This is a genomic window from Rhizobium sp. NPDC092011, from assembly GCF_044756305.1.
GTDB lineage: Bacteria > Pseudomonadota > Alphaproteobacteria > Rhizobiales > Rhizobiaceae > Rhizobium.
In genome coordinates this window covers 13,333-38,413 of record NZ_JBIVSO010000024.1, presented here as the reverse complement: position 1 = coordinate 38,413, position 25,081 = coordinate 13,333, and the positions used below count along the sequence as shown (strand labels likewise).

Below are 25,081 nucleotides of genomic sequence, written 5' to 3'. Positions count from 1 at the left end.
GGAATTATTTGATTGCGCCAGCGGCGATGCCGGCGATGAAGTGGCGCTGCAGGAGAACGAAGATGATGAGGATCGGCGCCGTCAGCATCACGGCACCGGCCATGATACCGCCCCAGGATACCCTGGTGAGGCCGATCAGCGTCCCGAGCGCCACGGGCGCAGTCATCATTCCCGGCCGGGAATTGATGAGCAGCGGCCAGAGGTAGTTGTTCCAGGAAGCGAGGAACAGGATGATGGCGAGCGCCGCCATCGTCGGCCTTGCGAGCGGCAGGGCGATGCGCAGGAAGATCTGCCATTCCTTGACGCCCTCGACACGTGCGGCATCGAAAAGTTCGCCCGGCATCATCGAGAAGGCCTGGCGCATGAACAGCACGCCGAGCGAATTGAAGAGTGGCGGCACGATCAGCGCGACCCATGAATTCGCCAGTCCGAAATCGCGCGCCACCATGATGAACTGCGGGATGACGACGACGGAGTAGGGCAGCGTGATCGTGCCGAGGATGATGCCGATGACGCCCGAACGGCCGGCGAACTGGTAGCGCGCCAGAGCCCATCCGGCCATCGAGGTCAACAGCACAGACAGTACGGTATAGATGACCGCAACGACGATCGAGATCGTCATGGCGCCGATGAAGTTGGTGTCTGCCTGCAGGTTGCGGACGTTGTCCATGAAACCTGTCGACGGTGTCAGGATGATACCGGGGCTGAAAATGCCGTAGTCGGGCATGGTCGAGAAGACGAACATCATCCAGAGTGGAAACAACCAGATGATGGCGAGTGGCGCCAGCAGGCCGTGCAAGGCGAGCGAGCGGATCAGAGTGGATTTGGACTTTGATTTCATTTCGCTTCGCGCCCCACCCAGAGATTGAGAAGAGAGATGACCACCGCGAGTGCTGCCATCGTGTAGGCGATCGCCGAGGCATAGCCGAAGTTGGTCGACTGGAAGGCCTGGCGATAAAGCAGCAGGCCGAGCGTCTCCGTCCCACCGCCGGGGCCACCCCTGTTGGTGATCAGATATGGTTCGGTGAAGAGCTGCATGGTGCCGATGACGGACAGGACCACGCAAAACAGAATGATCGGCTTCAAGAGCGGCAGGGTGATATGGATGAACTGCTGGAAACGGCTGACACGGTCGAGTGTCGCGGCCTCGTAGACATCTTCGGGAATCGATTGCAGCCCGGAGAGAATGATGATGGCGTTGTATCCGGCCCAGCGCCAGGTGACGGCTATGATGATAAGAACCATGGCCGCATGGGAGTCGGCAAACCACGACACCGGCGAAATGCCGACACCGCCGAGCAACTTGTTGATGATGCCGAAATCGACATTGAACATCAGGCGGAAGACGGCTGCATAGGCAACTTCGCCGACCACGACGGGTGCGAAGAAGGCGAAGCGGAAAATGCCGCGCGCCTTGAGCAGTGGTGAATTCAGTAGCACCGCCATAACTGTGGCGAGCGTGATCATGACGGGGACCTGGACGATCAGGATGATCAGCGTGTTTTGAAGCGCGTTATAGAAGGCCGGGTCGCCGAACAGGCGCCCCCAATTGAGCGGCAGGTTGAAGGTCCAAGGATTGACGCGGGTGTTCTGGAACGAAATCAGGAACGAATCGATGATCGGCCACACCCAAAAGGCCGTAAACACCAGAAGATAGGGCGCAAGAAACGCATAGGCGCTCCGGTTCTGCAGCCGCATGAAAGCCTCCTCCTTTATGCGCAGTGAAGTGACACGTGACGTCGCATCCCCGCCGCCGAAGGGGCGGCGGGGATGCCGGGCGCGGCTTGGGATGCGCGCCCGGCAGTGTCACTCATTTCGCGAGCGGCAGACCTGTCGCCGAGGCGATCTGCTGGGCCGCATCGTCGAGCGCCGCCTTGCCGTTCGGATAGCCGCCGGCAAGGTATTTAGTCTGGACGGCCTTTATGACCTCGTCGGCGTCGCTGAAATACTGGGTACCGGGGTTCGGGCGGATCTTCGGCAGCGTGGCGAGGATATCGGTCCAGATTTTCTGGCCGCCCCAATAGGGCTGCGGCTGGTTGACGAAGGGATCCTGAACCGCGGTCAGCAGCGACGGCACGAGGCCAAAGGACTTCAGCATCGTCACCTGGCCCTCATTGGTGCCGAGCGTATATTCCAGGTACTTCCAGGCGGCTTCCTTGTTCTTCGAGCCGTTGGCAATCGCCAGGGAAGAACCGCCCAGATTGGCAGCATGAGGGCCGTCGGCCGTCATGCTCGGGATCGGATAGACGCCCCATTTGCCGGCGAGATCCGGCGAGGTGGAGCGGACGGTGCCTTCATACCAGCCGCCATAAAGCTGCGACGCTACTTTGCTGGCAGTGTTCGCCTGAATTTTCTCGTTCCAGTTCGCGGCGCTCATCAAGCCGGCGTCCTTGATCTCCTTCACCTTGTCCAGGGCCTTCACGCAGGCCGGCTGGTTGACGGTGATGCTCTGGCTGTCGTCCGAGAAATAGCCGCAGCCCTGTTCATTGGCGAGCATGCGGAACCATTCGGTATCGCCGTTGAGATCGGCCTGCGTCATGATCACGCCGGGGTTTGCGGCGGAGATCTTCTTGCCGGCTGCAATGAAATCGTCCCAGGTCTTGACCGTTGCCGGATCGACGCCGGCTTTTTCATACATGTCCCGACGGTAGAACATCGTGACCGGGCCGGAATCCCACGGCATCGCGTAGGCGGCTGCGCCGACTTCAAGTTCGGCACGTTTGAAATCCGGGAACTGCTTCTTGAGGCTGTCGTTGTAGCCGAGCTTCGTCAGGTCGGTCAGGCAGTCCGGGAAGCGATTCCAGAAGATCGAAGCCTTGTGGTTTTCGATCGACATGACATCGGGCAGGCCGTCGCCGCCAGCAGCACAAGCGGCCAGCATCTTGTCGAAGACTTGGGGGTTGCCGATGTCCTGTACATCGACCTTGATATCCGGATATTTCTTATTGAACCCCTCGACCGTGGACTTCAGCGCCGAAGCGGCGATGTTCCAGCTCCAGACTGTAATGGTGGTCTGTTCTGCAAAGGCAGAACCGGAAGCGAGCAAGGCGGCGAGCGCCGTCGCCCCAGCAAATTTTAAACGCATTGAAAATCCTCCCTTTTCAATTGCTGTCCGCTAGCGAACGCGCTTAAATTAGCTCGCGGTACGCTTCTGTCTCCTAAAAAGGGAACATCGACTTGGCGAAAAGTAAGGTGGGTCAAAGAGCGGTCTATCAGCCGGGCGCGAGCAGCGTCGAAGGGCTTCCGACGTTCCTGCAGATGTTCCATAACCATCCGCTGCGGATGGCGAAGCCGCATTGGCATGCACAGGTGGAGGTGAACTACATCGTGCGTGGCAGCGTGCATTACCGGATCGGCGATCACGAGCTGCATCTGAAGGCCGGGGAGATCTGCCTTTTTTGGGGTGGCCAGCCGCATCAGCTCGACGAACTGTCCGACGATGCGATCTACGCGGGCGCGCATCTGCCGCTCGTGCATTTCTTTCGGCTGCGACTTCCGCTCGACATTTCCGGCCGCCTCATTCGCGGACAGACGTTGATCAGTTCGGCAACCGATGCCGCCGATGACGAGAATTTCGCTCGATGGTATCGCTATGTGATGTCCGATGACGGGAGCAAGGCGGAACATGCCGTCGCCGAGCTGCTTCTGCGGCTGGAGCGCATTGCTTTCGAGCCCTATCGCATGATGCCGGAGAAAGTGGAGGCACTGACGAACGAGCAGGCGCATCCGCAGTCCTCCCGCAGCCTGGCAAGAATGTGTGATTTCATCGCCGAGAATTTTCTGGACGACATCGATACGGTCGATATCGCCAAGGCGGCGCGGCTTCATCCGAAATACGCCATGAACCTTTTCAAGAAATCGACCGGCATGACGCTCGCGAAATATGTGAACCTGCTGCGCCTTTCGCGCGCCCAGGCCATGCTGATGCGCGACGGCGCCAATGTGCTGCAGGTCGCCATGGACAGCGGCTTCGGCTCGATCAGCGCGTTCAACAAGTCTTTCCGCCACATTGCCGGCATGACGCCTTCCGATTTCCGCCGCGACATGCGCGTGCTTTCCGCGATGAATGTGGAAGCCCTCGAATCTTCCATAAGGCGTCCCCCGCAGATTCAGCGTTGAGACCCCTTGCGGTCGCTGCCGATCCCAAGCATTGCTGATGGCAATGCGGGAGGAGATGTCAATGCGTCGGTTTTCTGCTTGTATCGAGTGGTTGTTTGCGCGTGACGGCGACGTTTTTGCGGATCGTATCCGGCGGGCGCATGAGGTCGGGCTGGATGCGGTCGAATTCTGGCACTGGAGGAACAAGGATCTCGATGCGATCGCCGCTGCCGTCGCTGAGACGGGCATCGCTGTTTCGGGCATGGTCGCGGAGCCGATGATCGCATTGACGAATCCGGCAAACAAAGAAGCTTGGCTTCAGGGCCTTCGCGAGTCCGTTGCGGTGGCGCAGCGTCTCGGTGCGCCGGTTCTGATTGCACAGGCCGGCGATGATCTGCCGGAGTTTTCGCGAGCCGAACAGCGAGCCGCGATGGTTGCAATCCTCAGCGTCGGCGCGGATATTCTCCAGGGATCCGGCGTTCGGCTCGGTCTCGAGCCGTTGAACACCAGGATCGATCATGTCGGCTATTATCTGTCTTCGACGGCCGAAGGCCTGGATATCGTCGACCAGGTCGGCCGTCCCGAGATTGGCATTGTCTACGATCTCTATCATTCCGCCGTCATGGGCGAGAGCACGCCCGAGGTGGTCGGCGATCGGGTCGACCGGATCGTGCATCTCCATGTCGCCGATCACCCCGGCCGCAGTGATCCCGGCACCGGCCATGTTGATTTGCGCGAGTGGCTCGATTGGCTGTTTTCTCAAGGTTATCGCGGCAGGGTAGGCCTGGAATACAGGCCGGCGACCGACGATATCGCCGCCGTTCGCGCGGTGATCAAAGCGCTGGGCGGTTAGAGCGCCGTGCTTCCCTCCGGAAGCGCAAAGGACGCTCTAATTCTTTGAATCTACGCACCAGGAGGGGCGCCTGCAGCCTACACAGGCTCCATCATGCCGAAGACGGCAACAAGACCGATGACGGCGACGCCGATGACGATTTCGGCGATGCTTCCAAGCCGCAGCGCCTGCAAGGCGCGGCCAGGATTTCGGCTCATCCAGGGGACGAAGAGATAGCGATTGACAATGGCCAGAAGCGCCATGCCGCCGACCAGCGCGATCTTGGTGGCAAGCAGCCTCTGGTAGGGCGAGGACCAGTTCGTCGGCAGTTGTTTCAGGATCAGCATGGTGTTGACGACACCCGACAGGATGACGAGGGCAACGGCCCAGTGCCCGGCCGTCGAGAAGCGACGGAGCGCAAGCAGTGCATCCGCCCTGCATTCCGGTCGTCCGAGAAGTCTTAGAATGGGAATCAATGGCACGAGTGCTCCCAGCCAGGCGCCCCCGGTCAGCACATGGAAGATATCGTTGGCGCGATGTGCCTGTCGCAGCCAGCCTTCGAGCATCGAGGCATGACCAGTCAGGGAAAGCGCGGCAAGTCCCAGGCCGGAAGCCAATGCCAGGCCGAGGCGCCGCCGGCTTTCGGGCAGCAGGAAGGCTGAGATCATCAGCGCGGCAGCCACCGCCTGCGCCTGCCAGGCCCGGCCGACTGACGTATCGATCAGAACGTCGCGAATGGTGCCGATATCGAGCCCGTCGTTCCAGCCACTGCCGATGATGGCCGTCGCCGCCGGCAGGGAGATCAGCGTCGTCAGGGCGGCGATGGCAGTAATCAGGAAAAACGGCCCAGCCGACATGCGCCAGACGATGTCCGCGAGCGCGCTCGGCACGAGAAAGCAAAGATAGGCGCAGGCGCCCCACAGCAGCATCAATGATGCAGCATGAGAAAAGCGGCAGAGTTCCAGCGCGAGGGTAGGGTCCATCAAGACTTCACGATAAAGTTACAGCTGCCATCGAAGAGCGAAGCTCCCGGTTAAAATCTGGTCCATTCCGGCCGGATGCCGGTGCAAAGGCCGCACCGGCGCAGACCAATGCCGGAATGAAGACGATGTATACCCGGACTGAGGTCCGGGCGATTGGTGTTTTTCCCGCCAGGGGTCCAAGCGCGATAGAATTGCGGATACTCCCTGTCAACTTTCTCCATGCATAAAGGCGCGGTTCGAGGCGCTTTGCCGCAAGGCAGTTCGGTGCCGCAGGCTTCAGGCGACTACGATATCGGTCGGAAGCGCCGATTCCCGCTCTTCGGCACAGAATCGTCGCTTTTGAGTTCTCTTACAGAGATCGCCAAGGCGTTTCGGGGTGTACGCTCGAAAGGGAGTTTTATGTCGGCAGCTAGGATACGCGAAAAGATGGCGCATGGCTTCGGCCATCGCCGGCGTCGCGAGCGGCTCGAGAATCTTGATGTGCCCACTTATGTCATCGGCGACGTCCATGGCCGCTACGATCTGCTGAGCGTATTGGAGCGCAAGATCGTCGCCGATGCCGCCAGGCTTCCCGGGCGCAAGCTCATTGTCATGCTTGGCGACTACATCGATCGCGGCCCTGCCTCGGCGCAGGTTGTCGGCCGACTGATGGCGCCGCCGCCGAAAGGTTTCGATCGCATCTGCCTGACAGGCAATCATGAAATGGAGATGCTAGCCTATATTGATGGCGAAATATCGCTGGATGATTGGATAGCGCTCGGGGGCGATGCCACTCTTGCTTCCTACGGCGCGGATATCCTGGCACTGCGCCAGCAATATCTGAGCCAGAAGAAGCTCGACACGTTCCTGCGAACCTGGCTACCCGACGATCACATCAATTTCCTGCGCCGTTTGCCGATCATGCTCGATACGCCGCAAGCCTTGTTCGTCCATGCCGGCATCGATCCGGATCGTTCGATCGCGGATCAGCAGGACCATGACCTCGTTTTCATCCGCTCGCGTTTCTACGATACGGCACAGCCGCTGCCGAAGCTCATCGTGCATGGCCACACGCCGATAGGCCAAGCTGAGGCCCATGGCCTCCGCCTCAATCTCGATACCGGCGCTTTTCGCACGGGCAAGTTGACTGCGGCCCGGCTATGGCAGGGCCGCATCAGCATTACGTCGACTTGATTTGCCGGCTATACGTTGCCCATGCAGAGATACTTCATTTCCAGGTAGTCGTCGGCACCATGGCGCGAGCCTTCTCGGCCGAGGCCGGATTGCTTGATGCCGCCGAACGGCGCCGTCTCAGACGACATGATGCCGGTATTGATGCCGACCATGCCGTATTCGAGTGCCTCGGCCACCCGCCATACCTTCTTGAGGTCGCCGGCAAAGAAGTAGGCGGCAAGGCCGAATTCCGTGTCGTTCGCCTGGGCGATGACATCCTCGACCGTTTCGAAGCGGAAGAGCGGAGCGACGGGGCCGAAGGTTTCCTCGCGGGCAACTTTCATCGTCCGGTCGATGCCGGTCAGAATGGTCGGCGCGAAGAAAGTGCCGGCACCTTCGATGCGCTTGCCGCCGAGCAGGATGCGGGCGCCCTTCGACACAGCGTCACGAACATGGTCTTCCGCCTTGGCAACACCCTGCTCATCGATCAGCGGCCCGATGGTCACGCCCGGCTTGAAGCCGTCGCCGACCGAAAGCGCCGAGACCTTGGCTGCAAGCTTTGCGGCGAAGGCGTCATAGACGTTGGACTGCACATAGATGCGGTTGGCGCAAACGCAGGTCTGGCCTGCATTGCGATATTTCGAAGCCAAGGCACCTTCGACGGCGGCATCGAGATCGGCATCGTCGAAGACGATGAAAGGTGCATTGCCGCCGAGCTCGAGGCTGACCTTTTTGATCTGGTCGGCGCACTGGCGCATCAGGATACGGCCGACTTCGGTCGAGCCGGTGAAGCTGATTTTCCGCACCTTCGGATTGCCGCAAAGCTCGCGGCCGATCGCCGGGCCGTCCGTGCCGACGATGACGTTGAACACGCCTGGGGGAATACCAGCCTCTTCGGCCAGGACGGCGAGCGCAATCGCCGTCAGCGGCGTCTGCTCGGCCGGCTTCGAGACGATCGTGCAACCGACGGCGAGCGCCGGTGCGATCTTGCGGGCGATCATTGCGGCCGGGAAGTTCCAGGGCGTGATCGTGCCGACGACACCGACTGGCTGCTTGATGACGATCATGCGCTTGTCGTTGGAAGGCGCCGGGATGGTTTCGCCGTAGATGCGCTTGGCTTCTTCGGCATACCATTCGACATAGGAGGCGGCGTAGAGGATTTCGCCTCTCGCTTCCGGCAGCGGCTTACCCATTTCGGCCGTCAAAATGTTGGCCAGCTCATCGGCATTGGCGACCATCAGATCGAACCACTTGCGCAGGATGACAGCGCGTTCCTTGGCGGGACGGCCGGCCCAGGCCGCCTGCGCCGCATAGGCGGCGTCGATCGCTGCCGTCGTTTCGGCAACACCCATTTCGGGGAGGCTGGCAAGCACTTCGCCGGTAGCGGGGTTAATGACATCGAATGTCTTGGTCGCGCCACCCGCGGTCCAGGCGCCGTTGATGTAGCCGGCGGCCCGCAGGAAGCGCGAGGAGAATGGCACATGCTTGGTCATTGCTGTTGTAAAGGACATGCTATGCACTCCGACAGGTTTCGCCCGGCAGGCCGCACAGGCGGATCGTAAGAAAACGCGGATGGCCGGCGCGTTTAGCGGCCGGTGCTGGCCTCGATCAGCGACGCCTCGAGAACATCGAGCGCCTCGCTGAACACGCCGTCTTGAATAGTGATCGGCGACAGGAAGCGGATGACATTGCCGTGGACGCCGCAGGTCAAAAGGATCAGCCCCTTGTCGAGCGCGATCAGCCGCACCTTGTTGGTGAAATCCGCGCTCGGCAGTTTCGTCGTCGCATCGTTGAATTCGACCGCATTCATGAAGCCGGGGCCGCGGATGTCGGCGATCTCCGGCACTTTGTCGCGTAGCGATTCCAGCCGCTGTTTCAGGCGCGAGCCGAGCTGATTGGCACGGTCGCAGAGGCCCTCGTCGGCAATGACGTCGAGCACGGCATGGGCGGCGGCGATCCCAAGCGGATTGCCGCCATAGGTGCCGCCGAGGCCGCCCGGACCCGGTGCATCCATGATTTCGGCGCGGCCGGTGACAGCGGCCAGCGGGAAGCCGCCGGCAAGGCTTTTCGCCATGGTAACGAGATCGGCGGCCACCTCATGGTGATCCATCGCGAACATCTTGCCGGTACGTGCAAAGCCGGTCTGTACTTCGTCGGCGATCAAGAGAATGCCGTGCTGGTCGCAGATCTCGCGCAACGCCTTCATGAAGGCCACGGGTGCGGGATAGAAGCCTCCTTCGCCCTGGACCGGCTCGAGGATGATTGCGGCGACGCGCTGCGGGTCGACATCGGCGGCAAAGAGCTTCTTAAGCGTCGCCAGCGATTGCTCCACGGTGACGCCGTGCAGCGGCACCGGGAAGGGCGCATGGAAAACATCACCCGGCATCGGGCCGAAGCCGATCTTGTAAGGCGCGACCTTGCCGGTCAGCGCCATGCCCATGAAGGTTCTGCCATGGAAGCCACCGCCAAAGGCGATGATGGCGGAGCGGCCGGTGGCGGCGCGGGCGATCTTGACGGCGTTTTCGACCGCTTCGGCTCCCGTCGTCACGAAGATGGTCTTCTTGGCGAAGTCGCCGGGGACGATCGCATTCAGTCGTTCGGCAAGATGCACATAGCTTTCATAGGGTACGACCTGATGGCAGGTATGCGTGAAGCGATCGAGCTGCTCCTTGACGGCGGCGATGACACGCGGGTGGCGATGGCCCGTGTTCACGACGGCGATGCCCGAGGCAAAATCGATATATCGATGGCCTTCCTTGTCCCAGATCTCGGCATTTTCGGCGCGATCGGCATAGATCTGCGTCGTCATGCCGACGCCGCGGGAAATGGCGGCGTTCTTCCGCTCGGTCAAGGTCATCGTGTGCGCTCCCAGAAGGCAGTTTCGAATTATCTTGCAGAAGTTCTGCAAGTTATTTAGAAAACTCCTACATTTTTCCTGCAAGATTTCAAGCGGGATTTTGTGTGGGTGACAAGAATGCGCCGGGGGTTCCGAAACTGCGCCGTTCGGGTCACGTGGAGCGTTCCGGGCAGGCTCTGGCACCGCGAAAAGCCACCTGATTTCTTAAATCGATTTAGGGAGCTGTGCAGTTGGCGTTTCATTCGTGCTAAACAGATCGAAAGACCAGAACATCGTCGGGAGGTCAGCAGCGGCTTTCTGTCCGGAATGTGCTGGAAAATAAGAAGATTGAGCGTTCTCGCGATTCGCAGAAAGGCGAAAATGCTTGAGAGATCAGGGATCATTGGCAAATGAGCAGCATCGAGCCCGAGCGCTATTCAGTGCGCTATAAGGTGGCGGAAGCGGCGCGTCTGGCCGGCGTGTCGGCTTCCACCTTGCGCCTATGGGAAAGCCAGGGGCTGGTGGTGCCTTCCCGCTCTGAAACGGGGCACCGTCAATATAGCGCCGAGGATGTGGCGCGGTTGAAGCGTATTTCCTGGTTCCGGGCCGAGCGCGGTCTCAACCCCGCAGCGATTCGCGAAGCGCTTGAGACGGAGGAGGGCGGCGCCTCCGGTTTGGAGAATGGCGAGCAATCGGCATCCTCCGATATCGGCCGCCGATTTCGCTCGCTGCGCCACGCCGCCGGCAAGACATTGGAGCAGGTTGCGGCCGACATGGGCATGACATCTTCGACATTGTCGACGCTGGAGCGCACCTCGCAGGGCGTCAGTTTCAAAACCCTGCATGATCTTGCCGATTATTACGGCACGACCGTTTCGCGCCTGTCGGGCGAAGAGCGTGAGGATGTGCCGGCCCTGATCCGATCGGGCGAATGGCGGGCCTGGCCGGCGACCACGCCCGGCGTCACCGTGCAGCTGCTCGCCGAGGGGCGGACGATGATGGATTGCCATCGCTTCGTGCTGGCGCCGGGTGCTGCGAGCGAAGGCGCCTATCGTCATGAGGGCGAGGAATTCATTCACGTCCTTGCCGGACGCCTGGAACTGGTGCTCGACAGCGATCAGTTCTTCGATCTGTTGCCCGGCGATTCGCTTTATTTCGAAAGCCGCCGCTATCATTCCTGGCGCAACCGGCATGACGGCGAGACCGTATTGCTCTGGATCAATACGCCGCCGACATTCTAGAGCATCTCCAGGAAAAGTGCGGAGCGGTTTTCCGTTCGGAATGCGCAAAGAAACAACAAGCCCCGGACGCGATGGTATCGTTATCTACCTGTCTGTTCTATAGAACGGATGAAAAGCGAATTCAGAAGACAGAGCCGGGAGAATCTCATGGCTGCCACCATCCGCTATCATGAAGGCGATATTTCCGCTGCAGACGCCGCCCGCTATACCGGTGCGATAGCCATCGACACGGAAACCCTCGGCCTCGTTCCGCGTCGTGACCGGCTTTGCGTCGTGCAGCTGTCGCCGGGCGACAGTACTGCCGACGTCATCCGCATCGCTGCCGGCCAAAAGCAGGCGCCCAACCTCGTCGCCATGCTCGCCGATCCGACGCACCAGAAGATCTTCCACTATGGCCGTTTCGACATCGCCGTCTTGTTCCATACCTTCGGCGTTACCACCACGCCGGTTTTCTGCACCAAGATCGCCTCGCGCCTTTGCCGTACCTACACGGATCGCCATGGCCTGAAGGACAATCTCAAGGAAATGCTCGAAGTCGATATTTCCAAGGCGCAGCAGTCGTCCGACTGGGCGGCCGACCCGCTTTCGCAGGCACAGCTCGAATATGCGGCGTCCGACGTGCTCTATCTCCACGCATTGAGGGACAAGCTGACGCAACGCCTGCTGCGCGATGGCCGCATGGACTATGCCGACGATTGCTTTGCCTTCCTGCCGACCCGCGCCAAGCTCGATCTTCTCGGCTGGGAAGAGGCGGATATATTCGCGCATAGCTGACGGCCGCCCTCAAAAGGTGAGATTCAGGAGCCGGTCCCGCGAAAGTGGCGCCGGCTCTTTCATTTAGGACTCCATTAACGATTCGGCTGTTATTTTGCGGATGATTTCCAGCTCGTCGCGTTTGCGTATCGCCACCCGGGTCGTCTGGCGTTAGGAAGTCCACCGGCCGCATGAGCGGACCTTGATTGATCCTGCCCTCCGCTTCCACCGTCGCCTTGCCAGACAAAGGAGCATGTCATGTTGCTTCCCGCCGTTGGTGCCGTGTCCGCTGTAAGCGTGTCCATCGAAAAACCGGTCGTCGTAACTGCGGAGACATCGGGGCTGCAGGCCGCTGCAACGCCTGCGGCGGTCTTGTCGAGCGCCGTCAACGCCAGCGTCGAAGGCAAGTTGAACATGCTGCTGGTCGCAGCGCGCGAGCGCATGTTCGACAGCCTGCTTTCCGCCATCGATACCGCCGCGCGCGCATTGAACCTTTCGCGCGAGCCGGGCGAGAGCAACGCCGTATATGCGCAACGCGTAGCCGCCGCCATCAGCAACCTTTCTCCGCAGCAGCTCGCCGCGGCCCAACAGCGTATGGATGCGCAAATGAGCACGCCGGTGCCGCTGCCGTTGCTCGCTGCGGCCCTGACGGATCCTGAGAGCCCGCAGGCCGTCCACTTGGCGCTCAGCCTGGAACAGGCATCGACAGTTGAGCCCGACGCCGCGCTGAAAGCAGTCGTCAACTCCTACGGACAAAATGCCGGCGATGTGAAGGCTGCGACAGCCCAAGCGATTGCGCCTGCTATATTGCAGAAAGTCGCCGATATCGCTGCCCAGGCGGCTAGCCTTGCATCATCAGTGAAAGAGCAGGCGCCTGCGGCTACCTCTGTGCAATCCGCCGCGCAACCGGCATCCACCCCTCAAGGGGCGGCTCAGCCCGGCGGCGCAAGTTCCCCGACTGCCGCCGCAAATCAGGCCGCTCCCGTGCAGGCGCTGCCGCAAAACGGAGCCGCCACAACGTCGCAAGCGGCCCCCGCCGGCTCCGGCGTAAATGCCGCAACGACTTCGCCCTCTCAGCCGCTATCTCCTCCGGGCAATCAGGCCGCCGGGCCGCTGTTGGCGGCGATCGCCGCCGAGGCCAAGCTTCCGACCGAAATCGAGTTGATCAGGTCGCCGCTTGCGCCGCCGCCGCTGCCGCGTGATATCCAGCAAATCCAGGCTGATCTCAAACAAGGGCTGCAGGTCGTCATCGGCTCACCTGCGGCTACAATCAGTTCCGATCTTCTGCAGATCATCAACAACCCGATGGCGTCCGCCGAGAAGATCATAGCGCAGGCGCTGACTGCCGGTGCCGCAGGGCAAATCCCGCAGCCGGCCGTCGACGAGAGCGGCAGAAGCCGCTCCCTTCCGCTCGCCGGGATCCCGGTGTCGCTGGCGATTGAAGAGGAAATGCCGCTTCCTGCCGCCGCCCTTTCCGGCAAGCCTCAGCTTCAGGCGCCTTCGATGGCGGCCATGGCCATGTATGATGCCGCTGAGCAGACGGGAATGCCGGTTCCCTTGCCGATCGGCGTGCCTTTCGTGGTTGCCAACTATCTGCCGACCGCAGCACCGGCCAAGGCAATCGATCAGAAACGGATCGACCGTGTGGATCCCGTCGGCGATGAAGAGGACCAAGGTTCTTCTGACGACGAGGAGATGGCGCAGCATCAGGAAGAAGACGATTCTCGTCCGGAGGAGCAGCCGGCCCCGGCGGCCGAGGAGGCTGCCGATGATCAGGAAACCGGGCCTGTCGTCTCGCAGCAGCGCGCCGATCCGGAGATGGCCGCGCTGCCGCAACCTTCGCTGGGCGATCGGCAGCAGGGACAGGCTTTCGATTTCTATCGGCGCATGGTCGCCTGGGAATAAGTCTCCGCGGATCAGACGAACCAGCTGACCCGAGTTCCGCATGACGAGCAAAGAAAAACCCGCCGGATCGCTCCGGCGGGTCTTTTGTTTGCAGGCTTCTACCGAGGATTACTCGGCGTTGCGGTTCTTCAGAGCCGCACCCAGGATGTCGCCGAGCGAAGCGCCCGAGTCGGACGAACCGAACTGAGCAACAGCTTCCTTCTCTTCTGCGATTTCCAGAGCCTTGATCGACAGCATGATCTTGCGGTCCTTCTTGGAGAAGTTGGTGACGCGAGCGTCGACAACCTGACCAACCGAGAAACGCTCCGGACGCTGTTCGTCACGGTCACGCGACAGATCGGCACGGCGGATGAACGAGGTGATGTCTTCGTGGTTGACGAGCTTCACTTCGATGCCGCCTTCGTTGACTGCGATGACTTCGCAGGAAACGACTGCATTCTTGCGCAGGTCGCCGGAAGCTGCTGCTTCGCCGACTGCGTCCTTGCCGAGCTGCTTGATGCCGAGCGAGATGCGTTCCTTCTCGACGTCGACGTCGAGAACGACAGCCTTGACGACGTCACCCTTGTTGAACTCTTCGATGACCTGTTCGCCCGGACGATTCCAGTCGAGGTCGGAGAGGTGCACCATGCCATCCACATCGCCGTCGAGGCCGATGAACAGGCCGAATTCGGTCTTGTTCTTGACTTCGCCTTCGACTTCGGTGCCAGCCGGATGGTTGCGGGCGAAAGCTGCCCACGGGTTTTCGAGCGTCTGCTTCAGGCCAAGCGAGATACGACGCTTGGTCGGATCGACTTCGAGAACGACGACTTCGACTTCCTGGCTCGTGGACAGGATCTTGCCGGGGTGAACGTTCTTCTTGGTCCAGGACATTTCCGAGATGTGGATCAGGCCTTCGATGCCCGGCTCCAGCTCGACGAACGCACCGTAGTCGGTGATGTTCGTAACCGTACCGGAAATCTTCTTGCCTTCCGGATACTTGGCCTGGATGCCATCCCACGGATCGCTCTCGAGCTGCTTCATGCCGAGCGAGATACGGTGGGTTTCCTGGTTGATGCGGATGATCTGTACCTTGACCTGCTGGCCGATGGACAGGATTTCCGACGGATGGTTCACACGGCGCCATGCCATGTCGGTGACGTGCAGCAGGCCGTCGATGCCGCCGAGGTCAACGAACGCACCGTAATCGGTGATGTTCTTGACGACGCCGTCAACAACCTGGCCTTCTTCGAGGTTCTGAACGATTTCAGAACGCTGCTCGGCACGGGACTCTTCCAGAACCGTACGACGCGATACGACGATGTTGCCGCGGCGCTTGTCCATCTTGAGGATTTCGAAGGGCTGCGGGTTGTGCATCAGCGGGGTAACGTCGCGGATCGGACGGATGTCGACCTGCGAACGCGGCAGGAAGGCGATAGCGCCGTCGAGATCGACGGTGAAGCCACCCTTGACCTGGTTGAAGATCACGCCTTCGACGCGCTCGCCAGCTTCGAACTTGGCTTCGAGCTTGATCCAGCTTTCTTCGCGGCGAGCCTTTTCGCGCGACAGAACAGCTTCGCCAAGTGCGTTTTCGATGCGCTCGACGTAGACTTCGACTTCATCGCCAACCTTCAGCGTGCCGTCCTTGGCGCGTGCACCGAATTCCTTCAGCGCGATACGGCCTTCGACCTTGAGACCGACGTCGACAACGGCAACGTCCTTCTCGATGGCGGTGACGATACCCTTGGTGACATAGCCTTCAGCCAGATCGTTCTTGGCAAAGGATTCTTCGAGAAGAGCTGCGAAATCTTCGCGAGAGGGGGAAGTTACAGACATAAAATCTCCTGGCGTGTCCTTATTATGCAATTTGGACACTGACGCGCCGGTGGTTCGCGTTAAACAGGCCTGACCCCAGTCCGCCTCCTTGTTCGGGAAGCTATCCGGCGCTTGGACGGAATGTCAGGCTATTTGAAATCGGCAGTTTCCGGCGCGGGGCGCGCGAAAGCCGCTCATATTTTCAGGCATTTCGGCTCAGAGCGGCGTCGATGATCGATTTTGCCGCCTGAAACGCCGCTTCTATACTCATTTCTGAGGTATCTAGCAAGTACGCGTCTTCAGCTGGTTTCAAAGGGCTGTCGGTGCGGCCCATGTCGCGCTCGTCGCGCCGCTTCACGTCCTCGAATATGGCGTCGTAATCGGCGCTGCCGCCGGCCTCCACGATCTCCTCGTAGCGGCGTTTGGCCCGGATTGCAGCCGAGGCGGTGACGTAGAACTTCACCGGGGCTTCCGGGCAGACGACGGTGCCGATGTCACGGCCGTCGAGCACGGCGCCCGGTGCCTTCTCGGCAAAGCGGCGCTGCGTCTCGCGTAGCGCCGAGCGCACGGCCGGCATGACTGCGATCTTCGAGGCGGCCTCGCCGATCTCGTGCCTGGAAAGGACGCTCCGGTCGAGCCCCGCCAGATCGACCTTGCGCGCCATGTCCTCGGCAACGGCCTCGTCGTCTAGCGGCAATCCGGCATCGATGAGGGCCTTGGCGGTGGCGCGGTAGGTGAGGCCGGTGTCGAGATGATGAAAGCCATAGGCCTCGGCGATCCGGCGCGCCAGAGTTCCCTTGCCGGCGGCCGCAGGCCCGTCGATGGCTATGATCATGTCTTTTTCGTCCCTACACCGTATCTCGTTATTTGCTGTAGCGACGCACCAGAGCGGCCATTTCGGCGGCTTCCGTTCTATCGATTGCCCCGAGGCCTTCGGCCACGCCCTGTCGGTCAGCCAGCGGCCGGTTCTGGCTCACCTTCCATTTGCCGTCAATCGTCTCGATGTCGATTTCGATGCCGATAATGCCTTTCATCTGGGCGGCGATGAATTCCGGCGGTGCGTCTTCCACCGCCCAGGGCTGCTGGCGGTCGCTCTCGTTCTCGCCTGTCAGCGCGCCGATCTGCGCGCGCAGCCAGGCAGGATCGTCGATGATGCGCGCGCTCCCGCGAACCTGCACGATTGCATAGTTCCAGGTCGGCACGACCTTGCCGGTTTCTCGCTTCGTCGCATACCAGGATGGTGTGATGTAGGTATCGGCACCCTGGAAGACGACCAGGACCGGCGCTCCGTCGGCGATTTCCCGCCACTGGCCGTTTGCCCTTGCGACATGGGCCTGAAGCGTGCCTTTGGGCGAAAGCGCCGCATTCAAATGAAATGGCACGGGATTGGCGATCAGCCCGCCGCCGCCGGCCGTGATCAGCAATCCCAGCGGATGGGTGCGGATCAGCTGGTGCTGTGTGCTGAGATCGTCTTCGCGGTGAAGTGGAGGCTGATACATGGCTTCCGTCCGTTTGTCGCACCATTCTCGGAAACCTCGCGCGGCAAGGCTTCGAACGGCCATCCGCGAGGTCTACCAGCCCTTGGCTTGGATCGTCGCGTCCAATCTTGTCATGATAGCAAAAAATCGGGAAAACATCGGGGCCATGTCGTTCGAGCCGAGGCCTGTTGCAGACGGTTTTAACCGTCTTGCGCCGGATGCTCGGGGATTTGCATCGGCCCGCTGGCGCGGGCCCGCTCACCCTTTGGAGCGCAATGCACGAAAACCGCGTGCAAAGCGGTATGAACTTTAGCTTTGACAGAAACGGCCGCAACGATTAAGGGGACCGGCTGATATTTCCCTTAAAACGCCGGCTTCCCCGGCATTGCCGAATTTTCCTTCGGCCATTCATGAGGCTTTGACAGTGGCGAAAGCGGAACTTGGAACAAAACGTACCGACCCGGATACCGGCAAGAAGTTCTATGACTTGAACCGGGATCCGGTGATCTCGCCCTATACCGGCAAGTCCTGGCCCTTGTCCTTCTTCGAGGAAACCTCCGCAGCGAAGGAAGTTCCGGAAGAAGAAGAAGTGGCCGAAGTCGATACCGAAAACACGGAAGTCGAACTGGTATCGCTCGAGGACGCCGATGAGGCTGCAGCCGGCGACGATATTCCGGATATCGGCGACGACGACGTCGAAATCGGCGACGATGACGACGACACCTTCCTCGAAGCCGACGAAGATGAAGATGATGACGACATGAGCGACATCATCGGCGTTACCGGCGACGACGACGACGTTTGATCAGACGACAATCGGCCCGGTACTCAAGAAAAGTTTGCCGGGCCGAATTTTTCGGCTTGCTATCTGTGAAAACCACAAGTAATAAGCCGCCACCCCGACGGGCGAAGCGCTCGGAAGGGACCCAGGGCCGGTCAAACGGCACCATCTTGATGGGGCTATAGCTCAGCTGGGAGAGCGCTTGCATGGCATGCAAGAGGTCAGCGGTTCGATCCCGCTTAGCTCCACCAATCTTCGCTCTGCAAGCTTCGATTTGGTAAGCCACTAAGCGAATTACTCCAAAACTCTGCGAATTAAGTTCTAAGGCTCTCGTGAGATAATCGATCGATAACGTGTCGGTTGTGTCCGTGCCGCTGCGCGCGATTACTTTGTGCATGAGGTACGTCTACATTCTTCAAAGCCGCGATTTTCCCGATCGTCACTATATCGGCGTGTTTGGAGATCAGAGGACGCACCTTGCAAAGCGCATAATGGCACAGAAGTGCCGCACACATCGAAATATGCTGCTGCAGGTTGGTTAAACCTGCATCGCCTTCTCAAACGTGTTGCAGGCGCTTGCGTTGGAAAAATATCTGAAATCCGGATCGGAGCGCGCCTTCGTCAAGAAGAGATTGTCGTCGGAACGCACACCTACCGATTGCTCCGAATCGACGCCATAACACTCCGCATCCCCCAAACTTCATGCTAGCCTCCTGTCTCCCGCAACACACTCCGATTCGCCCATGACCAGACAGCGCCGCCGTCGTCTCATCAGGACCCGCCGCACGGTGACGGGGCTTTCGCTTGTCGCCTCGATCGCTTTTCTCGCCGGCATGACCGATGCCGTGGGGCTGATGCTGACAGGCAGTTTCGTGTCCTTCATGACGGGCAATACGACGCGGGCTGCGATCGCCGTTGGAACGGGGGACTTCGGTCATGCCTTGGTATTGTTTTCCGCCATTCTGACATTCATAGCCGGCAATGCGCTTGGTATCGTCATCGCCCATTTGGCCGATCGGCGGGCTTTCGTGGTGCTTGCCTGCGTCAGCATCCTGCTGGCTGCGGCCGCCGGCTTTGCAGAGCCGGCGCTGATCCTGGTACAATTCTTTCTCGTTGTGCTGGCCATGGGCCTGGTCAATGCCACGGTCGAGCATATCGAAGGCCTGCCGATCGGGCTCACCTACGTGACCGGAGCTCTCTCTCGATTCGGCCGCGGCATCGGCCGCTTCCTGCTGGGGGAGCGGGATTTTGCCTGGACGGTGCAGATCGTGCCGTGGAGCGGTATGATATCGGGCGCTGTCATCGGAGCACTTCTCGCCCGCACCTTCGGGGCACATGCGCTCTGGCTGGTTTCCATGGTCGCACTTCTCCTGGCGCTGTCGACGCTTTTCATACCTCGCCCGCTGCAGCGCCGCTTCAATCAGCGCTTCGTGGCGACGGCTCCGTTGGCGCGGCGATCGAAATAGCCACATTGCGGTGCACAAAAATCTGCTAGGGCGCCGTGCTTCCTTTCGGAAGCACAAAGGTCGCTCTATCTCCTTGAAGCCACGCATCGGGCTTTCCGAAAATCGATTCCGATTTTCGGGCCGATGCTATAGGGAGAAACCGAATCGTTTTCCGCCGACAAGCGTAAGGATGTGCCGTGTTCTTTTTTTCGAAACTTGTCTGGATTTTCGGTCAGCCATTGTCGCTGGCGTTTCTCCTCGGCCTTCTGGCCTTCATCGCCGGGCTCGTGCGTTGGCGGGCTGCCATGCTCACCACCTCGCTTCTGTCTGCCGCCGTTCTGTTCGTCACGCTTTACACGACGGCAGGCGCCTATGTGGTCCAGGGGCTGGAGGAACGCTTTCCGAAGCCTGCCGCCGACCCAGCTGATCTGAAGTGCATGATCGTTCTTGGCGGCGCCACGCAGAATGAAGTGACGACGGCGCGGGGTGGCTACGAGCTCGATTCGGCCGGTGACCGCCTCGTCGAAGCGCTGCGGCTGGCGCAGAAATATCCGCAGGCACGCATTCTGATTTCGGGCGGCGATGGTTCGATCGGCGGTAGCTATGAGGGCGATGCCGTTATCTCCGAGCGCTTCTTTACCGCCTTCGGCGTTTCGACGAGCCGCATGATCGAGGACAAGACCTCGCGCACCACATTCGAAAATGCTGTTAATACGAAGGAACTGCTTGCCCAGAACGGACTTTCGGATTGCCTGCTCATCACCTCGGGCTTCCACATGCCGCGCTCGATGGGCATCTTCCGCAAGCAGGGTATATCCGTCGTGCCTTGGCCTGTCGATTATCGCAGCACCGGCAAGGAGACGCCCGGTTTCGATTTCACCCAGCCTTCGCGCAACGCGCAACTGCTGGCGACCGGTCTGCGCGAATGGGTTGGCCTCGTCGGCTATTATGCGGTCGGCCGCACCTCGGCACTCTACCCCGGACCGTAACTACGTGTCCGGACAGTAAACCACGTGCCCGGGCCGAAACACGTGCCCGGGCCGCAGCTAGGTGTCCGCAATAATTATTTCTGCGATATGGTGACGAACTTGGTGCCGCGCACCCTGACGGTGATTTCGCAGACGGCCTCGCCATCCTTGCGGTCGCAGAAGCGCGGATGCATCTTCATGACCAGCACCATGTTGCCGAAGCGCAGGATGAAATCGTAGCCATAGATCTTTGCCGTGGCGACGAGCAGATACCCGCCCTCGGCAACCTGAACATAGAAGTTGTAGGGGCAACCCTCGTCCGTGCAGTAAGCCTGTTTTTCGCCCTTGCAGGTGATTTCGCCCTCGTTGATGACGATATCCATCAGCTTGTCGTTGTTGATGTCCTGCTGGGTCGCGAACTTGTCGCCGAAACTCACCTGTCCGTCGCAGCTCTTGGTGAAGTGATCCTTCTCGTAGGCCACCGGATCCTGCAGGAGCGATTGCTGTGCCTCGGCCGCCGCAGGCATGACCACGAATGCAATGAGGTTGAGGATGACGATCAGCAGGGATTTCACGGGGGGATTCCTCTTCGAAGCGCTGTCGCGGCCATATTGGTCGCCTTGGTCGCCGCAGCCGCTGCGACATGTTTGCACACGCCTGCTTGCGCGGCCCTTGCGCTCATGATTCATTTCGTAAAAATCACAGCCGACGCCCCGTTGGAGTTCCCGATGTCGCTTCTCTCGTTTCTTGATTATGTCGGCGTCGCCCTCTTTGCCGCCACCGGCGCGCTGGCCGCGTCGCGCAAACAGCTCGATCTGATCGGTTTCCTGTTCTTTGCCGCAGTGACCGGCATCGGCGGTGGCACACTGCGGGATATCATTCTCGGCCGCGTTCCGGTCTTCTGGGTGCTGAACCCGACCTACATCATCATCTGCGCTATCGTCGGCGTGCTGTTCTTCTTCACGGCGCATCTGTTCGAATCACGTTACCGACTGCTGATCTGGCTCGATGCGGTGGGATTGTCGGCCTATTGCGTGATGGGTGCCGCCAAGGGCATGGCGGCAACGGGCTCGCCGACGGTCGCCATCGTCACCGGCACGCTGACGGCAACTTTCGGCGGTATCCTGCGCGATCTTCTGGCAAATGAGCCTTCGGTGCTGCTGCGGCCGGAAATTTATGTGACGGCATCCATCGTCGGCGCCGGCGTCTTCACCGCGGCCAATGCGACGACCCTGCCTCTCTTCGTATCGGCAGGGCTCGGCGTTGCCGCCGCTTTTGCGGTGCGGGGCGGTGCACTCTGGTTTGGCTGGACCTTTCCGACCTACCGCCACAAGCCAGGCCGGCATCCGGATGACGTCATGTAGGACAAGTCGTTTTGCCCCACGCACATTCGGGCGGACGACGGCCTAACGCTGCTGCTTGCGGCGCAGGCGGATCACCACGTCGACATGGGCGATTTCCATGCCGGGAGGCGGCTCAGGCAGGTTCCCGATCGTCAGATTGCTGATCGGGATATCCAGCACCTCGTTATGACCTTCCACGAAAAAGTGATGGTGGTCGGAGACGTTGGTGTCGAAATAGGTCTTGGCGCTCTCGACAGCGAGCACGCGGATCAGGCCGGCTTCCGTGAACTGATGCAGCGTGTTGTAGACGGTCGCGAGCGAGACGGGAACACCCGCGGCTACGGCTTCCTCGTGAAGCTCTTCGACGGTCAGGTGACGATTGCCTTTGGCAAAAAGAAGATCACCCAGCGCGATCCGCTGCCTGGTCGGCCTTAGGCCTACATTGCGCAGCCTGCTCTCGATCGCGATTTCGGCTTCTTCCGCCATTCAGGGACTCCGGATTCCTGATCTCTATAAATCTTTACTAAGCCATATAACTTTTGCCTTGATTGCTTTCAATAGTTTCAATGGGGTGGGAAGGTGCTCAAAAGCCGGAAAAATCGGGCTTTTGCCGCATTTGGCTCTGGTAGCGGCTCTGGCGTTCCTGTATGCGACCACCACATAAGGGCTAGTGCGTTCGATCGGAAGGATGAATGAAGCTGCAATGCTTTCGCTTCATTTTCCATCCATCTTGCACTAAAGCTTCAAATCCATCGGCATTCCTGCGGGGGAAACGGAATTTTTATGACGACGAGACAATCCAGCTTCAATTACGAGGAAATCCTGGCCTGCGGCCGCGGCGAGCTGTTCGGCCCCGGCAATGCACAGCTTCCCCTGCCACCGATGCTGATGGTCCATCGCATTACCGAAATTTCCGAGACCGGCGGCGCCTTCGACAAGGGCTTCATCCGCGCGGCGTACGACGTGCGCCCGGATGACTGGTATTTCCCTTGCCATTTCGCCGGCAATCCGATCATGCCCGGCTGCCTCGGCCTCGACGGCATGTGGCAGCTCACCGGCTTCTTCCTCGGTTGGCTCGGCGAGCCCGGCCGCGGCATGGCGCTTTCCACGGGCGAAGTGAAGTTCAAGGGCATGGTTCGCCCGGACACGAAGCTTCTCGAATACGGCATCGACTTCAAGCGCGTCATGCGCGGCCGCCTGGTTTTGGGCACGGCCGATGGCTGGCTGAAGGCCGACGGCGAGACGATTTATCAGGCGACGGACCTGCGTGTAGGCCTGTCCAAGGACAAGGTTGCCTGATTTGCGGCTTTGCCGCCTCCACCAAGACAGACTGTTTAAGAAAAGGTCATCGATATGAGACGGGTAGTTGTTACGGGTCTGGGTATTGTCTCTTCGATCGGAAATGATGCTCAGGAAGTGGCTGCCTCGCTGCGCGAAGCCAAGTCCGGTATTTCTTTCTCTCCCGATTTCGCCGAGCACGGCTTCAAGTGCCAGGTCTGGGGCGCTCCGAAGATCGATACGACAGATCTGGTGGATCGCCGCGCCATGCGCTTTCTGTCGCAGGGCGGCGCCTGGAACCATGTCGCCATGAAGCAGGCGATCGCGGATAGCGGTCTTGAGGAAGGCGACATCACCAACGAGCGCACCGGCATCATCATGGGCTCCGGCGGCCCGTCGACCCGCACGCTGATCGAAGCTGCCGACATCACCCGCAAGAACAACAGCCCGAAGCGCATCGGCCCCTTTGCCGTGCCGAAGTCTATGTCCTCGACCGCCTCGGCGACGCTTGCGACCTGGTTCAAGATCCACGGCGTCAACTACTCGATCTCGTCTGCCTGCTCGACCTCGGCGCATTGCATCGGCAACGCCGCTGAAATGATCCAGTGGGGCAAGCAGGACGTCATGTTCGCCGGCGGCCATGAAGATCTCGACTGGACCATGTCGAACCTCTTCGATGCCATGGGCGCCATGTCCTCCGACTTCAACGAGAACCACCCGGAAACAGCCTCGCGAGCCTATGACGCCAAGCGTGACGGTTTCGTCATCGCCGGCGGCGCCGGCGTGCTGGTTCTGGAAGAGCTTGAGCATGCCAAGGCTCGCGGCGCCAAGATCTATGCCGAAATCGTCGGCTACGGTGCTACTTCGGACGGTTACGACATGGTCGCGCCGTCGGGCGAGGGTGCCGTGCGCTGCATGCGCCAGGCGCTTGCCACGGTGAAGGGCGATATCGACTACATCAATACCCACGGCACCTCGACGCCTGTTGGCGACAGCAAGGAAATCGGTGCGATCCGCGAAGTGTTCGGCGACAAGATCCCGCCGATCCAGTCGACAAAGTCGCTGACGGGCCATTCGCTCGGTGCGGCCGGCGTACAGGAATCGATCTATTCGATCCTGATGATGCAGGAGCGCTTCATCGGTGAAAGCGCCCATATCACCGAACTCGATCCGGAATTCGCAGGCGTGCCGATCGTGCGCAAGCGCATCGACGACGCCAAGATCGACATCGCTCTTTCGAATTCCTTCGGCTTCGGCGGCACCAACGCCACGCTCGTATTCCAGCGCTACAACGGATAAGGCAATGACGGGAATCATGCAGGGTAAGCGCGGGCTCATCATGGGCGTCGCAAACAATCATTCGATTGCCTGGGGCATTGCAAAGGCGCTCGCTGCCGAAGGCGCGGAGCTGGCCTTCACGTTTCAGGGCGATGCACTCGGCAAGCGCGTCAAGCCGCTTGCAGCCGAAGTCGGTTCGGATTTCCTTCTGCCGTGTGATGTCGAGGATCTCTCTTCCGTCGACGCCGTCTTCTCGGCGATTAGGGAACGCTGGGGCAAGCTGGATTTCATCGTTCACGCCATCGGCTTTTCGGACAAGAACGAGTTGAAGGGGCTTTATGCCGACACCACGCGGGACAACTTCACCCGCACCATGGTGATTTCCTGCTTCTCCTTCACCGAGGTCGCCAAGCGCGCCGCCGAATTGATGACGGAAGGCGGCAGCATGCTGACGCTGACCTATAACGGCTCGACGCGCGTGATCCCAAACTACAACGTCATGGGCGTCGCCAAGGCGGCGCTTGAGGCGTCTGTCCGCTATCTCGCCGCCGACTACGGCCCGCGCGGCATCCGCGTCAACGCCGTTTCCGCCGGCCCGATCCGCACATTGGCCGGCGCCGGAATTTCCGATGCCCGCGCCATACTGTCGTGGAACCAGCGCAACGCGCCGTTGCGCAAGTCTGTTACCATCGATCAGGTCGGCTCGTCGTCGCTCTACCTGCTGTCGGACCTGTCGGCGGGCGTTACCGGCGAAATTCATTTCGTCGACGCCGGCTACAACATCACCTCGATGCCGACGCTGGAAGCGCTGTCGAACGCGGATGCGGAATAAACCCGTTATCGGGACTGAGCTATCTCAGCGCCTGGAAATTCTGTAGTAATTTTGGGGCCGCCGCGTGCGGCCCTAAGCTTTTGTTGG

At 60.4% G+C, this 25,081-nt stretch carries 24 protein-coding genes and 1 tRNA gene; 14 read left to right on the top strand and 11 right to left on the bottom strand.

The window, feature by feature from the left end; all coding sequences use genetic code 11:
* Nucleotides 1–4: 4 nt before the first annotated feature.
* From ACIQJ2_RS36270 to ACIQJ2_RS36260, 3 genes are all read right to left on the bottom strand, one after another.
* Nucleotides 5–841, bottom strand: a complete 837-nt coding sequence (locus tag ACIQJ2_RS36270) for a carbohydrate ABC transporter permease (RefSeq protein ID WP_400677387.1) — start codon at nt 839–841, stop codon at nt 5–7.
* Nucleotides 838–1,698, bottom strand: a complete 861-nt coding sequence (locus tag ACIQJ2_RS36265) for a carbohydrate ABC transporter permease (protein ID WP_037199318.1) — start codon at nt 1,696–1,698, stop codon at nt 838–840. The genes ACIQJ2_RS36270 and ACIQJ2_RS36265 overlap by 4 nt, the downstream gene beginning before the upstream one ends.
* Before the next feature lie 112 nt (nt 1,699–1,810).
* Nucleotides 1,811–3,085, bottom strand: coding sequence for an ABC transporter substrate-binding protein (locus ACIQJ2_RS36260; RefSeq protein WP_400677384.1), 1,275 nt, complete (start codon nt 3,083–3,085; stop codon nt 1,811–1,813).
* An 86-nt stretch (nt 3,086–3,171) separates the two neighbouring features.
* Here ACIQJ2_RS36260 and ACIQJ2_RS36255 point away from each other — a divergent pair, with 86 nt between their 5' ends.
* The gene (locus tag ACIQJ2_RS36255; RefSeq protein WP_199149001.1) at nt 3,172–4,119 is read left to right on the top strand and encodes a helix-turn-helix domain-containing protein; all 948 of its coding nucleotides are present in this window, start codon (nt 3,172–3,174) and stop codon (nt 4,117–4,119) included.
* 61 nt (nt 4,120–4,180) lie between these two features.
* Nucleotides 4,181–4,951, top strand: a complete 771-nt coding sequence (locus tag ACIQJ2_RS36250) for a TIM barrel protein (protein WP_400677381.1) — start codon at nt 4,181–4,183, stop codon at nt 4,949–4,951.
* 77 nt (nt 4,952–5,028) lie between these two features.
* On the opposite strand, the gene copD is transcribed toward ACIQJ2_RS36250, so the two are convergent.
* Entirely contained in the window at nt 5,029–5,913 is an 885-nt protein-coding gene (gene copD / locus ACIQJ2_RS36245) for a copper homeostasis membrane protein CopD (RefSeq protein ID WP_400677379.1), read from the bottom strand.
* 399 nt (nt 5,914–6,312) lie between these two features.
* On the opposite strand from copD, the gene ACIQJ2_RS36240 reads away from it, so the two are divergent.
* Nucleotides 6,313–7,086: a metallophosphoesterase gene (locus tag ACIQJ2_RS36240; protein WP_400677376.1), complete on the top strand. Its 774-nt coding sequence runs from the start codon at nt 6,313–6,315 to the stop codon at nt 7,084–7,086.
* Between the two features lie 8 nt (nt 7,087–7,094).
* On the opposite strand, the gene ACIQJ2_RS36235 is transcribed toward ACIQJ2_RS36240, so the two are convergent.
* Together ACIQJ2_RS36235 and ACIQJ2_RS36230 are read right to left on the bottom strand one after the other, a co-directional pair.
* Entirely contained in the window at nt 7,095–8,576 is a 1,482-nt protein-coding gene (locus tag ACIQJ2_RS36235) for an NAD-dependent succinate-semialdehyde dehydrogenase (RefSeq protein ID WP_400677374.1), read from the bottom strand.
* 74 nt (nt 8,577–8,650) lie between these two features.
* Nucleotides 8,651–9,922 (bottom strand): 4-aminobutyrate--2-oxoglutarate transaminase, encoded by a 1,272-nt coding sequence (locus ACIQJ2_RS36230; RefSeq protein ID WP_400677372.1) that lies wholly within the window; start codon nt 9,920–9,922, stop codon nt 8,651–8,653.
* Nucleotides 9,923–10,311: 389 nt separating this feature from the next.
* On the opposite strand from ACIQJ2_RS36230, the gene ACIQJ2_RS36225 reads away from it, so the two are divergent.
* From ACIQJ2_RS36225 to ACIQJ2_RS36215, 3 genes are all read left to right on the top strand, one after another.
* Nucleotides 10,312–11,142, top strand: coding sequence for a MerR family transcriptional regulator (locus ACIQJ2_RS36225; protein ID WP_199148972.1), 831 nt, complete (start codon nt 10,312–10,314; stop codon nt 11,140–11,142).
* Between the two features lie 147 nt (nt 11,143–11,289).
* A complete protein-coding gene (locus tag ACIQJ2_RS36220; RefSeq protein WP_400677369.1) occupies nt 11,290–11,916 on the top strand; it encodes a ribonuclease D in 627 nt (208 codons plus the stop codon).
* Nucleotides 11,917–12,153: 237 nt separating this feature from the next.
* Nucleotides 12,154–13,800 carry a hypothetical protein gene (locus ACIQJ2_RS36215; protein WP_400677367.1) on the top strand — a complete coding sequence of 549 codons (1,647 nt, stop codon included), beginning with the start codon at nt 12,154–12,156 and terminating at the stop codon, nt 13,798–13,800.
* 108 nt (nt 13,801–13,908) lie between these two features.
* On the opposite strand, the gene rpsA is transcribed toward ACIQJ2_RS36215, so the two are convergent.
* The 3 genes from rpsA to ACIQJ2_RS36200 form a co-directional block, all read right to left on the bottom strand.
* Nucleotides 13,909–15,612 carry a 30S ribosomal protein S1 gene (rpsA, locus tag ACIQJ2_RS36210; protein WP_199151530.1) on the bottom strand — a complete coding sequence of 568 codons (1,704 nt, stop codon included), beginning with the start codon at nt 15,610–15,612 and terminating at the stop codon, nt 13,909–13,911.
* Nucleotides 15,613–15,793: 181 nt separating this feature from the next.
* On the bottom strand, nt 15,794–16,426 hold the full coding sequence (gene cmk / locus ACIQJ2_RS36205) for a (d)CMP kinase (protein WP_400677363.1): 633 nt from the start codon (nt 16,424–16,426) through the stop codon (nt 15,794–15,796).
* Nucleotides 16,427–16,454: 28 nt separating this feature from the next.
* Nucleotides 16,455–17,090 carry an FMN-binding negative transcriptional regulator gene (locus ACIQJ2_RS36200; RefSeq protein WP_400677360.1) on the bottom strand — a complete coding sequence of 212 codons (636 nt, stop codon included), beginning with the start codon at nt 17,088–17,090 and terminating at the stop codon, nt 16,455–16,457.
* A gap of 403 nt (nt 17,091–17,493) precedes the next feature.
* On the opposite strand from ACIQJ2_RS36200, the gene ACIQJ2_RS36195 reads away from it, so the two are divergent.
* The 4 genes from ACIQJ2_RS36195 to ACIQJ2_RS36180 all read left to right on the top strand — a co-directional run bounded on the left by ACIQJ2_RS36195 (nt 17,494) and on the right by ACIQJ2_RS36180 (nt 20,284).
* On the top strand, nt 17,494–17,874 hold the full coding sequence (locus tag ACIQJ2_RS36195; protein WP_004127699.1) for a TIGR02300 family protein: 381 nt from the start codon (nt 17,494–17,496) through the stop codon (nt 17,872–17,874).
* A gap of 151 nt (nt 17,875–18,025) precedes the next feature.
* Nucleotides 18,026–18,101: transfer RNA gene (locus ACIQJ2_RS36190), tRNA-Ala, on the top strand.
* Between the two features lie 492 nt (nt 18,102–18,593).
* Nucleotides 18,594–19,316 (top strand): YoaK family protein, encoded by a 723-nt coding sequence (locus tag ACIQJ2_RS36185; RefSeq protein WP_400677358.1) that lies wholly within the window; start codon nt 18,594–18,596, stop codon nt 19,314–19,316.
* 176 nt (nt 19,317–19,492) lie between these two features.
* Nucleotides 19,493–20,284, top strand: coding sequence for a YdcF family protein (locus ACIQJ2_RS36180; protein WP_199150054.1), 792 nt, complete (start codon nt 19,493–19,495; stop codon nt 20,282–20,284).
* Between the two features lie 74 nt (nt 20,285–20,358).
* Here the strand turns inward: ACIQJ2_RS36180 and ACIQJ2_RS36175 are convergent, their stop codons facing one another.
* Nucleotides 20,359–20,838, bottom strand: a complete 480-nt coding sequence (locus tag ACIQJ2_RS36175; RefSeq protein WP_400677355.1) for a hypothetical protein — start codon at nt 20,836–20,838, stop codon at nt 20,359–20,361.
* A gap of 153 nt (nt 20,839–20,991) precedes the next feature.
* Here ACIQJ2_RS36175 and ACIQJ2_RS36170 point away from each other — a divergent pair, with 153 nt between their 5' ends.
* A complete protein-coding gene (locus tag ACIQJ2_RS36170) occupies nt 20,992–21,627 on the top strand; it encodes a trimeric intracellular cation channel family protein (protein ID WP_400677352.1) in 636 nt (211 codons plus the stop codon).
* Between the two features lie 42 nt (nt 21,628–21,669).
* Here ACIQJ2_RS36170 and irrA read toward each other — a convergent pair whose 3' ends face one another.
* Nucleotides 21,670–22,092 (bottom strand): iron response transcriptional regulator IrrA, encoded by a 423-nt coding sequence (irrA, locus tag ACIQJ2_RS36165; protein ID WP_199150051.1) that lies wholly within the window; start codon nt 22,090–22,092, stop codon nt 21,670–21,672.
* Between the two features lie 297 nt (nt 22,093–22,389).
* Here irrA and fabA point away from each other — a divergent pair, with 297 nt between their 5' ends.
* From fabA to fabI, 3 genes are read left to right on the top strand one after another with little or no spacing between them, the layout of a single operon-like run.
* Nucleotides 22,390–22,905, top strand: coding sequence for a 3-hydroxyacyl-[acyl-carrier-protein] dehydratase FabA (gene fabA, locus ACIQJ2_RS36160; protein ID WP_199092056.1), 516 nt, complete (start codon nt 22,390–22,392; stop codon nt 22,903–22,905).
* 54 nt (nt 22,906–22,959) lie between these two features.
* Complete coding sequence (gene fabB, locus ACIQJ2_RS36155; protein WP_199150050.1) at nt 22,960–24,183, top strand: beta-ketoacyl-ACP synthase I; 1,224 nt, start codon at nt 22,960–22,962, stop codon at nt 24,181–24,183.
* A gap of 4 nt (nt 24,184–24,187) precedes the next feature.
* Nucleotides 24,188–24,994 carry an enoyl-ACP reductase FabI gene (fabI, locus tag ACIQJ2_RS36150; RefSeq protein ID WP_199150049.1) on the top strand — a complete coding sequence of 269 codons (807 nt, stop codon included), beginning with the start codon at nt 24,188–24,190 and terminating at the stop codon, nt 24,992–24,994.
* The last annotated feature ends 87 nt before the right edge of the window (nt 24,995–25,081 follow it).

Excerpts from the sequence above, each read along its gene's own strand:
- fabI (WP_199150049.1), top strand. The coding sequence starts at position 24,188 with ATGACGGGAATCATGCAGGGTAAGCGCGGGCTCATCATGGGCGTCGCA.
- ACIQJ2_RS36200 (WP_400677360.1), bottom strand. The coding sequence starts at position 17,090 with ATGTATCAGCCTCCACTTCACCGCGAAGACGATCTCAGCACACAGCAC.
- cmk (WP_400677363.1), bottom strand. The coding sequence starts at position 16,426 with ATGATCATAGCCATCGACGGGCCTGCGGCCGCCGGCAAGGGAACTCTG.
- ACIQJ2_RS36170 (WP_400677352.1), top strand. The coding sequence starts at position 20,992 with ATGTCGCTTCTCTCGTTTCTTGATTATGTCGGCGTCGCCCTCTTTGCC.
- irrA (WP_199150051.1), bottom strand. The coding sequence starts at position 22,092 with ATGGCGGAAGAAGCCGAAATCGCGATCGAGAGCAGGCTGCGCAATGTA.
- ACIQJ2_RS36185 (WP_400677358.1), top strand. The coding sequence starts at position 18,594 with ATGACCAGACAGCGCCGCCGTCGTCTCATCAGGACCCGCCGCACGGTG.
- ACIQJ2_RS36220 (WP_400677369.1), top strand. The coding sequence starts at position 11,290 with ATGGCTGCCACCATCCGCTATCATGAAGGCGATATTTCCGCTGCAGAC.
- ACIQJ2_RS36225 (WP_199148972.1), top strand. The coding sequence starts at position 10,312 with ATGAGCAGCATCGAGCCCGAGCGCTATTCAGTGCGCTATAAGGTGGCG.
- ACIQJ2_RS36265 (WP_037199318.1), bottom strand. The coding sequence starts at position 1,698 with ATGCGGCTGCAGAACCGGAGCGCCTATGCGTTTCTTGCGCCCTATCTT.
- copD (WP_400677379.1), bottom strand. The coding sequence starts at position 5,913 with ATGGACCCTACCCTCGCGCTGGAACTCTGCCGCTTTTCTCATGCTGCA.
- ACIQJ2_RS36250 (WP_400677381.1), top strand. The coding sequence starts at position 4,181 with ATGCGTCGGTTTTCTGCTTGTATCGAGTGGTTGTTTGCGCGTGACGGC.
- ACIQJ2_RS36270 (WP_400677387.1), bottom strand. The coding sequence starts at position 841 with ATGAAATCAAAGTCCAAATCCACTCTGATCCGCTCGCTCGCCTTGCAC.
- ACIQJ2_RS36230 (WP_400677372.1), bottom strand. The coding sequence starts at position 9,922 with ATGACCTTGACCGAGCGGAAGAACGCCGCCATTTCCCGCGGCGTCGGC.
- fabA (WP_199092056.1), top strand. The coding sequence starts at position 22,390 with ATGACGACGAGACAATCCAGCTTCAATTACGAGGAAATCCTGGCCTGC.
- ACIQJ2_RS36215 (WP_400677367.1), top strand. The coding sequence starts at position 12,154 with ATGTTGCTTCCCGCCGTTGGTGCCGTGTCCGCTGTAAGCGTGTCCATC.
- ACIQJ2_RS36240 (WP_400677376.1), top strand. The coding sequence starts at position 6,313 with ATGTCGGCAGCTAGGATACGCGAAAAGATGGCGCATGGCTTCGGCCAT.
- ACIQJ2_RS36260 (WP_400677384.1), bottom strand. The coding sequence starts at position 3,085 with ATGCGTTTAAAATTTGCTGGGGCGACGGCGCTCGCCGCCTTGCTCGCT.
- fabB (WP_199150050.1), top strand. The coding sequence starts at position 22,960 with ATGAGACGGGTAGTTGTTACGGGTCTGGGTATTGTCTCTTCGATCGGA.
- ACIQJ2_RS36235 (WP_400677374.1), bottom strand. The coding sequence starts at position 8,576 with ATGTCCTTTACAACAGCAATGACCAAGCATGTGCCATTCTCCTCGCGC.
- rpsA (WP_199151530.1), bottom strand. The coding sequence starts at position 15,612 with ATGTCTGTAACTTCCCCCTCTCGCGAAGATTTCGCAGCTCTTCTCGAA.